The 13,254-nt window shown below is 72.3% G+C and carries 8 protein-coding genes; 6 read left to right on the top strand and 2 right to left on the bottom strand.

What is annotated here, in order from left to right; translation table 11 throughout:
- The 6 genes from A4R44_RS46745 to A4R44_RS37700 all read left to right on the top strand — a co-directional run.
- A partial coding sequence (locus A4R44_RS46745) for an NAD(P)/FAD-dependent oxidoreductase (RefSeq protein WP_198545598.1) occupies positions 1-559 on the top strand: 559 nt, incomplete at its 5' end.
- Positions 559-1,269, top strand: coding sequence for a DUF6875 domain-containing protein (locus A4R44_RS37720; RefSeq protein WP_067591902.1), 711 nt, complete (start codon positions 559-561; stop codon positions 1,267-1,269). The genes A4R44_RS46745 and A4R44_RS37720, both read left to right, overlap by 1 nt.
- Positions 1,266-4,430 (top strand): non-ribosomal peptide synthetase, encoded by a 3,165-nt coding sequence (locus A4R44_RS37715; protein WP_067591899.1) that lies wholly within the window; start codon positions 1,266-1,268, stop codon positions 4,428-4,430. Before A4R44_RS37720 ends, A4R44_RS37715 begins: the two co-directional genes overlap by 4 nt.
- Positions 4,427-8,776 carry a non-ribosomal peptide synthetase gene (locus A4R44_RS37710; RefSeq protein ID WP_067591896.1) on the top strand — a complete coding sequence of 1,450 codons (4,350 nt, stop codon included), beginning with the start codon at positions 4,427-4,429 and terminating at the stop codon, positions 8,774-8,776. The genes A4R44_RS37715 and A4R44_RS37710 overlap by 4 nt, the downstream gene beginning before the upstream one ends.
- Before the next feature lie 5 nt (positions 8,777-8,781).
- Positions 8,782-10,107: an MFS transporter gene (locus A4R44_RS37705; RefSeq protein ID WP_067591893.1), complete on the top strand. Its 1,326-nt coding sequence runs from the start codon at positions 8,782-8,784 to the stop codon at positions 10,105-10,107.
- The gene (locus A4R44_RS37700; protein WP_067591890.1) at positions 10,104-10,691 is read left to right on the top strand and encodes a response regulator transcription factor; all 588 of its coding nucleotides are present in this window, start codon (positions 10,104-10,106) and stop codon (positions 10,689-10,691) included. Before A4R44_RS37705 ends, A4R44_RS37700 begins: the two co-directional genes overlap by 4 nt.
- A gap of 218 nt (positions 10,692-10,909) precedes the next feature.
- On the opposite strand, the gene A4R44_RS51315 is transcribed toward A4R44_RS37700, so the two are convergent.
- Positions 10,910-11,125: a response regulator transcription factor gene (locus tag A4R44_RS51315; protein WP_009077456.1), complete on the bottom strand. Its 216-nt coding sequence runs from the start codon at positions 11,123-11,125 to the stop codon at positions 10,910-10,912.
- Between the two features lie 22 nt (positions 11,126-11,147).
- Positions 11,148-13,254 (bottom strand): condensation domain-containing protein (locus A4R44_RS48530; protein WP_198545597.1); only part of this gene is annotated, 2,107 nt, incomplete at its 5' end.

Genomic DNA, 13,254 nt, shown 5'->3' with positions numbered 1-13,254 from the left:
GCTGGTCCCGGACATCGTCGAGCAGTTCCTCTCGCATCCGACCGGGCATCTGGTGACCGTCCGGAGTTCGCCGTGGCAGCACGAGGGCCGCGTGGTGCTGATCGGCGACGCAGCGCACGCCGTCTATCCCTTCTACGGCCAGGGCATGAACTCGGCGCTGGAGGACTGCGCGGTACTGCGCGAATGCCTCGCCGACGACGACTGGGCCGAAGCGCTTCGCACCTTCGAACAGCGACGCAAACCGCACACCGACGTCCTCGCGGACCTTTCCGAGGAGAACTTCGACGAGCTGCGCACCCGGGTGGCCTCGCCGCTGTTCCTGGCCCGCAAGAAGGCGGATCTGGTGCTCAGCCGCGTCTTCCCGAAGCGCTGGATGCCGCTCTACACCATGGTTTCGCACACCACGATCCCGTACGCGGACGCCTTGCGCCGCGCCCGGCGCCAGCACGCCGCGCTGGCCTGGGGCGGCGGTGCCGCGGCGCTCGCCCTCGCCTTGACCGGCGGCGCGCTCGCCCGCGGGCGGGCCGCCGGACCGCACTCGCCTGGAGACCGAAGCTGATGCTCATCCATCCGACCGATCCCGGCCGCGTCCTGGTGGAGCGGCACGACCTCGACCCGCTCGCGCTGCCCGAACGCCTGCTGCGGTACGAGATCCACCTGCGGGCGATCTTCGACTGGGGCCGCGGCTACCTGTCCGGCCCGCATCCCGACCTCGGCCGCGGCGGCAACGTCTGCCCGTTCGCGCAGCCGTCGCTCGAGCGCGGCCGGTTCTACCTCGCCGTCGAACCGGGCATCCCGGCCGCCGGCCCGCGGCTCGCCGAAACCCTGCGCTGCTACCGGGACTGGTTCCTCGAACTCGCACCGCGCGGGCATCCGAGCGCGCAGCTGACCACGATCCTGCTGCTGTTCCCGGACGCGCCGCCGGACGACCGCTGCGACGTGGTCGACACCGTGCAGCACGCGCTGAAGTCGGAGTACGTCGCCGACGGCCTGATGCTCGGCGAGTTCCACAACGGCCCGCCGGACAAGGGCGGGCTGTGGAATCCCGCGTTCCGCCCGCTGCGCAGCCCGGTGCCGATGCTGGTGGTGCGGCACATGGTGCCGACCGACTACCCGTTCCTGCGCGCCGATCCGGACCAGGCCCGCGCCTACCTGCGGCTGTTCGGCGACCAGGTGCCGGTCCAGCTGCGCGAACTGGTGGAACACGACCGGCTGTCCCGCGAGCTGGTCGAAACCGAGGCTGACCAGGCCGGAATCGGGGCGCCGTGAACGTCTTCCCGTGCTCGCCCGGCCAGGAACGGCTGTGGTTCCTCGACCGGCTCGACCCCGGCTCGCCAGTCTACCACGTGCCCACGGTGCTGCGGCTTTCCGGGCCGCTCGACGTCGAGGCGCTGCGCCGCGCCTTCGCCGCGATCGCGGCGCGGCATGCCGCGCTGCGCACGGTTTTCCGGGAGAGCGACGGCGTTCCGGAGCAGGTCGTCACCGAGAACGGCTTCTCCTTCGCCGTCCGCTCGGCCGGCGAAGACTCGGTCGCGCAGGAGGCCGCGGCGGAGATCCGCGCCCCGTTCGACCTGACCGCCGGGCCGCTCGCCCGGGTCCTGCTCCTGCGCCGGGCCGAGGACCAGCACGTCCTGGTCGTCACGCTGCACCACGCGATCGCCGACGGCTGGTCGGTCGCGCTGCTGCTGGACGAACTGGCCGAGAGCTACCGCGCCGAGCTGTCCGGCGCCGAACCGGACCTGCCGCCGCTCCCGATGCAGTACCCGGATTTCGTGCGGTGGCAACGAGAACACCTCGACGGTCCGGAAGGCGCCGAGCTGCTTCAGGAATGGGCGGACCGGCTGCGCGGCGCGCCGGAGCTGATCACGCTGCCGACGGACCGCCCGCGGCCCGCGACCGCGACCTCCGAAGGCACCGTCCACGAGTTCCGGTTCCCGCCCGCGCTGACCGAGGCCGTCCGCGCGCTCGCGGAGACCTCCGGAGCCACAGTTTTCATGACTGTGCTCGCCGCCTACCACGCGCTGCTCGCCCGGTACAGCGGTCAGGACGACGTCGTGGTCGGCACTGTCGTCGGGCAACGCTCGCAGGTCGACACCGAGCGGCTGATCGGCTTCTTCGTCAACACCGTCCCGGTCCGGATCTCGACCGCCGGCGACCCGTCCTTCGCGGAGCTGCTCCTCGACGTTTGCGACGCGCTGGTCGACGCGCTCGGCGGGGCCGAGATCCCGTTCGAGCGCGTGGTCGAGGCCGTCCGTCCCGAACGCAGCCTCGGGCATTCGCCGATCTACCAAGTCGGCTTCAACGGGCACGGCGACGGCGCGCTGCCGCAGCTGACCGGTCTGGCCGTCACCGACTTCGCCGGCCCGCACACCGGCACCGCGAAACTCGACCTGATGCTCGGCGTCCGCGACGAAGGCGACTGCCTGCACGGATACGTCGAGTACCGCACCGACCTGTTCGACGAAGCCACCATCGTCCGCTTCGCCGAGCACCTGTGCACGTTCCTGACCTCCGTCACCGCCGACCCGGCCCAGCAGATCGGCGCGGTCTCCCTGCTCGACAGCACACAACGCCGCACGGCCCTCGACAACGGCATCACACGTCCGCTGCCCGCTGCGGCCACCGCGCTGGAACTGATCGCGCCGCACGTCCGGGACCGCGGCTCAGCGACGGCGATCGCCGGTTCACTGACCTACCGCGAACTGGACGCCCGGGCGAACCGGCTCGCGCACGCCCTGCGCCGCCGCGGCGTCGGCCCGGACGTCCCGGTGGGGCTCTGCGTCCGCCGCTCCGCCGAGATGGTGGTGGCGCTGCTGGCGGTCTGGAAGGCCGGCGGCGCGTACGTCCCGCTCGATCCGGAATGGCCGCTGGAACGGCACGCTTATGTCGTCGAGGAGGCCGGTGTCCGGATCGCCGTCGTCGACCGCGAAAACGCCGGACGGCTGCCCCGGTTCGAGACTGTGCTGGACGTCGACCTGGACTACGCCGAGCCGGACACCGCGCCCGACGTGGCGCACGACCCGGCCGACCTCGCCTACCTCATCTATACCTCCGGCTCGACCGGCCGGCCCAAGGGCGTCGCCGTGCCGCACCGCGGCGTGGTCAACCTGCTCACCGGTTTCGCGGACCGGCTCGGCGTGACCGAGAACGACGTCTGGGCGTCCGTCACCACGCTGGCATTCGACATGTCGGTGCGGGAACTGCTGATCCCGCTGATCCGCGGCGGCACGGTCGCGGTGATCAGCGCCGAAGACTGCGCCGAACCGGTCGCGCTCGCGCGGCGGCTGGCGGACTGCGGCGCGACGATCCTCCAGGCCACGCCGACGCGCTGGCGGATGCTGCTCGCCTCCGGCGGGGTGCCCGCGAACGTGCGCGAACGGCTGTGCGGCGGGGAGGCGCTCGACCGGGAACTCGTCGACGCGCTGTCCGGCGGCCGGGTCTGGAACCTTTACGGTCCCACGGAAGTGACGATGATCGTTTCCGCGGGCGCCGTCAGCTCGCGGGAACCCGTGGTGCCGCTCGGCCCGCCGCTGCCGAACACCCGGCTGCACGTGCTGGACGCCGGGCTGAACCCGGTCCCGCCCGGCGTAGCGGGCGAGATCTTCGTCGGCGGCGCGGGGATCAGCCGCGGCTACCGCGGCCGTCCCGGCCTGACCGCGGAACGGTTCGTGCCGGATCCGTTCGCCGCCGGCGGAAGCCGCCTCTACGCCACCGGCGACCTCGCGCGACGGCGCGCCGACGGAAGTCTGGAGTTCCTCGGCCGGAGCGACCACCAGGTGAAGATCCGCGGCCTGCGCATCGAACCCGGCGAGATCGAAGCCCGGTTGCGCACCGATCCGCAGGTCTCCGACGCCGTCGTGCTGGCCCGTTCGGCCGGTCCGGACGACGTGCGGCTGGTCGCCTATGTCGTGTCCGAGAACACCGAATGGGCACCGCTGCGCGACCGGCTCTCCGGCCAGCTGCCCGCGTACCTGGTCCCGCAGACCGCAGTGTTCCTCCCCGCGTTGCCGCTGACCAAGAACGGCAAGACCGACCGGACCGCGCTGCCGGAACCCGTCTGGGAGTCCCGCGAAACCGGCCGGGTCGCCCCGCGCGACGCCGTCGAACGGGAACTGGCCGGGCTGTGGCGGGAGGTGCTGGCGGTCGAAGACCTCGGAGTGCACGACGATTTCTTCCATCTCGGCGGCCATTCGCTGCTCGCCGCGCGGCTGCTGGCGAAGGTGCGCGAGCACTTCCAGTCCGGCGTCGGCCTGCGGACGCTGTTCGCCGCCCGCACGATCGCCGCCTTCGCCGCGGCGCTGCGGGCCGCCGAGTCCGGCCCCGGGGTCACCGACGAGATCGCGCTCCTGCGGGAACGGATCGCCGCGCTGCCCGACGACGAGGTTCTCGCCCTGCTCCAAACCGATTCCCCGCCAGGAGCGCATCGATGACGCACCCCGAGCGAGAGCAGCTGTTCCGGCTGCTCGCCGCGCGCGACGGCCTCGGCGCCGCGACCGGCCCGATCCCCCGCCGGACCGGCGACGCCCCCGTCCCGCTGCTGCCCGCTCAACGGCAGTTGTGGTTCCTGGACCGGCTCGGCGCGCGCGACGGCGTGTACACGATCTCCCAGTCGTGGCGGCTTGCCGGCCCACTCGACGTCGAGGCGCTGCGCCGGGCGCTGGCGACGGTCGTCGAGCGGCACGAGGCGCTGCGAGCCGGGTTCGCCGAATCCGGCGGCGAGCCGGTACAGATTCCGGCCCTGCCCGGAACCGCACCGGAACTGTCCTATGCCGACCTCCGCGGAGCGCCGGAGTCCGCGGACCAGGTGCTCGCCGATGAACGAGCCCGCCCGTTCGACCTGGCCAGGCCCCCGCTCGTGCGCGGCCTGCTGGTCGCCCTTGCCGACGACGTGCACCTGTTCGTGCTGACGCTGCACCACATCGTCGCCGACGCCGCGTCTGTCGGCGTCCTGCTGCGCGAACTGTCCGCGCTCTACCCGGCGAACGCTCCGGCCCTGCCCGAACCGCCCGTGCGGTACGGCGATTACGCGGCCTGGCAGGCGACCAAACCGCTGGAAGCGGGCGAGCGGTACTGGCGCGAACAACTCCACGACGCCCCGGCGTTGCTGGAACTGCCGGCCGACCGACCGCGTCCGCCCGCCGAATCCTTTCGCGGCAACGGTCATTCCTTCCACCTGTCCGCCGACCTCGCCGCCTTCTGCCACCGGCACGGCGTCACCGCCAACACCGTGCTGCTGACCGCCTACGTGCTCCTGCTGGCCCGCCATGCCGGTCAGGACGACGTGGTGGTCGGCATGCCGATGCGCGACGAGACCGTGCCGGGGATCGAACAGTGCGTCGGGATGTTCGCCAACACCGTCGCCGTCCGGACCCGGCTGACCGGCGATCCGACCGTCGCCGAAGTGCTCGCGCGGGTGCAGGACGCCTGCCTCGGCGCGCTGGAGCACCAGAGCTATCCCTGGGAACGAGTGGCGCGAGACCTGCGGCCTGCCCGCGATCTCAGCCACAACCCGGTGTTCCAGGCGATGTTCGTGCTCAACTCGGCCGGAGCCGGGCTCGAACTGCCCGGCATCCGCGCGGACTGGCTCGACCTCCCGGTGACCACCGCGCGCTTCGACCTGACCCTCGCGCTGGCGACCGCTCCCGACGGCATCGAAGGACGGCTCGACTACGCGACCGACCTGTTCGACGCCGCCACCGTCGCCCGGTTCGCCGGCCAGTACGAACACCTGCTGCGGGCCATGCTCGCCGCCCCGGACGCTCCCGTGTCCACAGTGGACGCACTGTCCGCCGAGGAGCGGACCCGGCTGCGCAACGGCGGCCATCCGGCCCCGCCGGTGGTCTCCGACGGCACTCTGGTCACCACGCTCATCACCGGCCAGGCCGCGCGGACTCCGGACGCCATCGCCGTCGAGGACGACGGCCGCCTCACCTATGCCGAACTGGTTTCCCAAGCCCGCCGCATCGCCGCTGCCTTGCACGCTTCCGGCGTCCGACGCGGAGACCTCGTCGCACTCGGCCTGTCAACGGGCGCGATCACCGGCTTGCTCGGCGTCCTGCTGGCCGGTGCCGCGTACCTTCCGCTCGACCCCGGGCATCCGCCCGCGCGGCTGGCCGGGCTCCTGGCCGACGCCGCTCCAGCCGCCCTGATCACTGACCACGACCTCCCGTTCGACGGCCCGGTGCTGCACCCCGACCGCCTCCCGGAAGCCAGTCCCGCGCCGGAACTCCCGCTGGGACCGGACGACCTGGCCTACGTCATCTACACCTCCGGCTCGACCGGCGCCGCGAAACCCGTCGCCGTATGCCATGGCGCGCTCGCCGAACTGGCCGAATCCTTCCGGAAGCTGCACGGATTCGGCCCCGGCGAACGGGTGCTGATGATCCCGCCGCTGACCTTCGACGCCGCTGCGGGCGACATCTTCCCCGCGCTGGTCTCCGGCGCGACCGTCCTGCCCTGGCGCGACCCGGCGTCGCTCACCGGCCCGGGCCTCGTCCGGCTCTGCCGCGACCACGGGATCACCATGGTGGACACCGCTTCCGCGCTGTGGCAGAAGTGGGTGGCCGAACTGGCCGTGGAAGACACCCCGTTCGACTGTCCGCTGCGGACGATGATGGTCGGCGGCGAAGCAGTCCCGACGACCGTTGCGCAGACGTGGGCAGCACTCACCGGCGGCCGCGTCGAACTGCACAATCACTACGGCCCGACCGAAGCAACCGTTTGCGCGACCAGCTATCTCACCTTCGACGCCGACGAACTCGACGGCCGGGTGCAGCTGCCGATCGGCGATCCGCTCCCCCACGTCCGCGCCTACGTCGTCGACGACCTGCTGCGTGCGGTGCTGCCCGGTGTCCCCGGCGAACTCTGCCTCGGCGGCGACGCCCCGGCCCGCGGCTACCGGGACCGGCCCGGCGCGACCGCGGAGAAATTCGTCCCGGACCCGTTCTCCCCGGCCCCCGGCGCGCGGATGTACCGCACCGGCGACCTCGCCCGCCTCGACGGCGAAGGACGGCTGGAGTTCCTCGGCCGCGTCGACCGGCAGCTGAAGGTCCGCGGCCACCGCATCGAACCGGCCGAGGTCGAAGCGGCCTGCCGGCGCCACCCCGGGGTCCGGGACGTCCTGGTCACCGCCCGCGCGGACCGGCTGGTCGCCTACCTCGCCGGCGACGTCGATCCGCTGTCCGTCCGTTCCGCGCTCCGCGCCGCGCTGCCCGGCTACCTGGTCCCGGACGCTTTCGCGGTGCTCCCGGAGTTGCCGCTGAACGCCCACGGCAAGGTCGACCACCGCGCGCTGCCCGAACCCGCCGGCACCACGACGTCCGCGTTCGCCGAACCCGAAGGCGAACTGGAACAGCGGCTGGCCGCGATCTGGGCCGCGGTGCTGGACGTGGACCGCATCGGCCGCGACGACGACTTCTTCCTGCGCGGCGGGCATTCCCTGCTGGCCGGGACGCTGATGGCGAAGGTCCGCGCGGAACTGGACGTCGAGGTTCCCGTGCGGACTCTCTTCGAAGCCAGCACTCTCGCCGCCTTCGCCGAGGCCGTCCGCGCGCCCGGCTACCGCGAGGACGACCGCCTCGCCGAGGTGCTCGCCGACGCCGTGCTGCCCGCCGACATCGACACGCGGTGCACTCCCGCGCAGGCCGAGGTCGCGATCCAGCGCGCGATGGCCCCGCGGATCGCCCTGCTCACCGGGGCGTCCGGGTTCCTGGGGCCGCACCTGCTCGCCGATCTGCTGCGGCACAGCGACGTCGTGGTGCGCTGCCTGGTCCGGGCCGCCGGCGCCGCCGAAGGCGCCGCCCGGATCGAGCAGGTGCTGCGGGACCACCTGCTGTGGGACGAGCGCTTCCGCCGCCGGATCATCGCCGTCCCCGGCGACCTCGGCGCCCCGCGGCTGGGTTTGCCCGCGGCCGAACTGGATGCGGTCGCCGCGGACCTCGACGTCATCTTCCATTGCGGCGGCGAAGCGAACTTCCTGCGCCCATACGCGCAGCTGCGACCTGGCAACGTCCTCGGCACCACCGAGTTGCTGCGGCTCGCCAGCCGAGGCGGCACCCCAGTGCATCTGGTGTCGTCGCTGGGCGTCTACCCGCTGGAGCGCGACGCGGTGATCACCGAAGACATCCCGCCCGACGACCCCGCCGGGCTGGACCGCGGCTACGAGCAAAGCAAATGGGCCGCCGACCGGCTGGCCAGGGCCGCGCGCGAACGCGGCCTGCCGGTGACCGTCCATCGCCCCGCCCGGGTGACCGGGCACAGCCGGACCGGCATCGGCCCGCTCGGCGACCGGTTCGCGAACCTGCTGCGCTGCCTGGTGCTGCTCGGCTCCGCGCCGGCGGAGGACTTCGCCGTCGAGGAGGACATGGCTCCGGTCGACCACGTCGCCGCCGCCATCGGCCATCTTTCGCGGCGGCGCGCCGGATACGGCTGCGATTTCCACTTCCACAACCAGCGCACGATGCGGTTCGGCGAGGTCGTCGCCGGATTGCGCGAGTTCGGCTACCCGATCGAGGCGATTCCGTTCGAGGCTTGGCACTCCGCGCTGGCCTCGGCTGCCGCCGAGACGGCGGACCCGGCGATGAGCGCGATCACGGCGATGATCGAACGGACGTCGCCGCCCCGGCGGACGGTCTTCGACTGTTCGCACACCGAGGTGGTGGTCGCGGCGGGCGGGCTGGTGTGCCCGCCCGCGGATCGCGTGCTGCTGCAACGGTATCTGGCGCATTACGTCCGCATCGGGCACCTTCCCGCCGCCCCCCGGAAGGAGCACCGTTGACCACGATGGGAACGCGGGGATTCGTCCTCCTCTGGTCGGCCCAGCTGGTCTCGATCGTCGGCTCCGCGCTGACCGGGTTCGTGCTCGGCGTCTGGACCTACGAGCGGTCCGGTTCGGCCACCCAGTTCGCGCTGATCATGCTGTCCGGCGCGATCCCGGCGCTGCTGATCGCGCCGTTCGCGGGCGCGCTGGCCGACCGGTGGCACCGCCGCCGGATCCTCGTCGCCGCGGACTGCGTCGCGCTCGCTTCGCTCGGCGCACTGGCGTTGCTGATCGACGCGGACCAGCTGCGGACCTGGCACGTCTACGTCGTGACTGCCTTGACCGCGATGTGCGGAACCCTCCAGCAGGTCACCTTCAGCGCGATGATTCCCCTGCTGGTGCCGAAACAGCACCTCAGCCGGGCGAACGGGCTGTCCCAGGTGGTGTTCAGCGCGCAGATCGCCGCACCGGTCGTCGCCGGGACGCTGCTGGCGCTCACCGGCCTGCGCGGGGTGGTGCTGATCGACCTCGTGACGTTCGCCGCGTCGCTGCTGGTCGTCGCGCTGGTCCCGCTCCCCGGCGCCGCCGTGCGCACCGCCGCCCCCGAACCGGGCGGCCCGTCGATCTGGCGGCAGGTTCCGGCGGGCTGGGCGGAACTGCGCCGCCGCCCCGGGCTGACCGGCCTGCTCGGCGTCCTGGCCGGGTTCTACTTCTGCTTCGGCATCGCCGGGACGCTCGTGCGGCCGCTGGTGCTGTCCTTCGCCAGCCCCGCCGGACTCGGCTTCCAGGTGTTCGCGGGCGGCTGCGGACTGTTCGCCGGAAGCCTCGTGATGGGCGTCTGGGGCGGGCCCAGGAAGCGGATGCGCGGGATCGCCGCGTTCATGGCGTTCGGCGGGATCGCGCTGGCCGTCCACGCGCTGGCGCCGTCGCTGGCGCTGGTGATCGCGATCGGGCCGTTCTTCCTGTTCACCCTGCCGGTGATCACCGGAACCGCGCAGACCGTGCTGCAGAGCAAGGTCGACCCGGCGAACCTCGGCAAGGTCATGGCGACCTCGCGGGCCGTGTCGCAGGCCGCGAGCCCGGTCGCGTACCTCGTCGCCGGCCCGCTCGCCGACGGCGTGTTCGAACCGCTCATGCGCCCGGACGGAGCACTGGCCGGTTCGGTCGGGCGGCTGATCGGCACCGGCCCCGGCCGGGGCATGGCCCTGATGTTCCTGCTCGCCGGACTGTTGCTGGTCGTGCTGGGCTGCCTGGCCGCCCGCCCCTCGCTGCGGCGCGCGGAAGACCTGCCGGACCTGCTCGAAGAACCCGTCGCGGTGGCGGCGAGCCGAGAGGAAAAGGGAAAATGACCACCCTCGAACGAACCGTCCCGGTGCGCGTGCTCGCCGCCGACCCGTTCCTGCGCGCCGGACTGGAAAGCGCGCTCTACGGCCGCGGCGAATTCGCCGGCGCCGACGGCGGAGTCGCGGTGCTGGCGGTCGACGAGGTCGACGACGCGGCCGTCGAGGCGATCCGGACGGCCAAGGAACGCAACGCCACCGTGCTGGTGGTGACCGGCAAAGTCGACGCACCCCGCGCGGCACGCGCGATCGAGGCGGGCGCTTGCGGGGTGTTGCGGCGGGAGCAGGCGTGCGAACAAACGCTGGTCTCCGCTGTCCGCGCGGCCGCGACCGGCCACGGCACGATGCCGCCGGATCTGCTGAGCGACCTGTTCGACGCCCGGCAGGCGGCCCCTGCCGCGCCGACCTTGGACGCGCGTGAACGCGACGTCCTGCGGATGGTCGCGGACGGGCATGAGACCGCCGAGATCGCTTCCGCGCTGGCCTATTCGGCCCGGACGGTGACGACGATCGTGCACGACATCACACACCGGCTGCGGTTGCGGAACCGGGCGCACGCGGTGGCGTTCGCGGTGCGGCAAGGGCTGATTTAGGGGCTGCGCCGGAGTCGGCATCGTCGCGTGATTTCCGCTGTCCGCTGTCCGCACCGGGCGGCACGGCGGCACCGCGGCACCGCAGCACAGCAGCACAGCAGCACAGCAGCACAGCAGCACAGCAGCACAGCAGCACAGCAGCACAGCAGCACGGACGAGCCAATCCCCTCGTCCCCTGCCAGGAAAATCCGCCCGGCCGCCGGGTCCACAGCGCTGCCCTAGATCAGCCCGTTCCGCACCGCGTAAGCCGCCGCGTGCGCCCGGTTCCGCACTCCCAGCCGGGCCATCAGGTCGTACAGCGCGTTCTTCACGGTGTGCTCCGACCAGCCGAGTTCGGCCGCGATCTCGCTGTTGCTGTACCCCTCGGCGACGAGCCGGAGCACCCGCAGCTCGCGTTCGCCGAGCTGCGGCCGGTACGCCGCCTCGCCGTCCACCCGTCCAGTGTAGGAGATCCGCTCATCCAGGCAGCTCCGAGCCGCGCGTGCCCGGGGCCGCCGCGACCGTCCGCACGACCTGGACGAACCGGTCGGCCATCGTCTTCGCCGCGGCTTCGGTGAACAGCGCCCGGTCGTAATGCAGCGTCCCGGCCAGCCCGTCGGGATGCTCGCGCACTGTCACCAGCACGTCGAACGGATTCCCGCCCTGCCCGGCCCGCCACGGCTCGGCGCGGATGCCGTCGAGCCGGAGCCGGCCGGAGAGCGAGCCGAGCGACTGGAACGCCACCTGCGCCACCGGATTCCGGCTCAGGTCGCGCGGCGGCCGCAGCGCTGCCACGACCTGGTCGAACGGGACGTCCTGATGCCGGAACCCGCCGACGACCGCCTCCCGCACCGCGGCGAGCACCTCCGGATACGCCGGATCGCCAGGTACGCGCACCCGCAACGCGAGCGTGTTCACGAAGAGCCCGATCAAGTCTTCCGCCTCGACCGACGGCCGGTTGCCTGCGAAGGTGCCGACGACGAGATCGTCTCGCCCCGTCGTCCGGCGCAAGTCGAGGACGAACGCGGCGAGCAAAGCCATGAACCCCGTCGCGCCCGCCTCGGCCGCCACGGCTTCGAGCGCACTAATGACGTGCTGCGGCACGGAAAACTCGACGGTGCCTTCCAGCTGCGCTTGACGGGCCGGTCGCGGAAGGCTGTCCGGAAGTTCGAGCGCCGGCGGCGCACCTGCCAACGCCGACTTCCAGTACTCGAGACCGCCCTGGCCCGGCGTGGCATACAACGCCGCCAGCTCCGGCAGCGCGGACGCCCGCCCCGCGTAGCATTCGGCGAGGTCGCGCCAGAAGATCTCCATCGAGGTGTCGTCGGCGATGCTGTGGTGGATCACCGCGAGCAGTGTGAACCGCCCGGGCTCGCCGCGGATCACCGTGCACCGCAGCAACGGCCCGCGAGCCAGATCGAACGGCCGGCGAAGCTCCGCGTCGACGATCTCCTCCGCCGGCCCGTCCGCCACCGTCACCGGAATCTCACCCTCGGCGGACACCACCAGCTCCGGTTCGCCGCGACGGCTCCGGAACGTCGTCCGCAAGGTCCCGTGTCGCCGGACCACCTCGGCCAACGCGCGCCGCAACGCCTCGACGTCCAGCTCTCCCGTGCATCGGTAGGCCTCGTACATCGTGTACGTCGCGGACGGTCCCGACAACTGGTCGAGAAACCACATCCGGTGCTGTGCCGCGGAAACCGCGCTATGTCCACTATGGACTTCTGGGATAGGCGGCGCCGCCGCGACCACTTCGGCCAGCTCCGCGACCGTCGGCGCGGTGAACAGATCCGCCACGGACAACCGCCGCCCCGTGCCGCGGGAGACCCGGGCACAGATCCGGGCAGCAGCCAGCGAACGGCCGCCAAGCTCCAGAAACGGGTCATGGACGCCGACCGGGCCGATCCCGAGCACGTCCGCCCAAATCTCGGCGATCGCCGCCTCGGCCGCATTCCGGGGCTCGACATAGCCGGCCGCCAGCGCCGGACGGGTGCCGTCCGGCGCGGGCAGCGCGTTGCGGTCGATCTTGCCACTCGGCGTGAGCGGCAGCGCGGCCAGCGACGTCCACACCGCAGGAAGCATCGACTCCGGCAGAGTACGAGCGAGACGGGCCCGCAACTCGGACGTCAACGGCGCGGCTCCGGCACGGTAAACGCAGTAGGCGACAAGCCGGTCGTCGTGCACCGCGGCAGCCGCCGCGGCGATCATCGGATGCGAATGCAGCGCGGCCTCGACCTCGCCGAGTTCGATCCGGTTGCCGTGGATCTTGACCTGGTGGTCGAACCGGCCGAGATACTCGAACGCCCCGTCCGCCCGGCGCCGCGCGCGGTCGCCGGTGCGGTACAGCCGCTCCCCCGGCGTCTCCGCGAACGGATTGGGCACGAACTTCTCAGCCGTCAACGCCGGACGGTTCAGGTAGCCGCGCGCCAGTTGCACCCCCGCGATGGTCAACTCGCCGTCCAGAAGGTGGATGCGAGTGTGCGCGATCGGGTGACCGATGGTGACCGTCTCCCCCGGCAGGCACCGGGTCGCCGTGACGTCCACTGACGCCTCGGTCGGCCCGTAGAGATTATGCAGCTCAGCG

The sequence above is a fragment of the Amycolatopsis sp. M39 genome (genome assembly GCF_001651785.1).
GTDB classification, from domain to species: domain Bacteria; phylum Actinomycetota; class Actinomycetes; order Mycobacteriales; family Pseudonocardiaceae; genus Amycolatopsis; species Amycolatopsis rubida.
Note: the sequence above shows the minus strand (reverse complement) of the source record. Positions and strands in the feature narration are given on the sequence as shown.

What these genes read in the sequence shown, in the direction of transcription:
- A4R44_RS37710 (WP_067591896.1), top strand. Translation starts at nt 4,427, where the DNA reads ATGACGCACCCCGAGCGAGAGCAGCTGTTCCGGCTGCTCGCCGCGCGC.
- A4R44_RS37720 (WP_067591902.1), top strand. Translation starts at nt 559, where the DNA reads ATGCTCATCCATCCGACCGATCCCGGCCGCGTCCTGGTGGAGCGGCAC.
- A4R44_RS37705 (WP_067591893.1), top strand. Translation starts at nt 8,782, where the DNA reads ATGGGAACGCGGGGATTCGTCCTCCTCTGGTCGGCCCAGCTGGTCTCG.
- A4R44_RS37700 (WP_067591890.1), top strand. Translation starts at nt 10,104, where the DNA reads ATGACCACCCTCGAACGAACCGTCCCGGTGCGCGTGCTCGCCGCCGAC.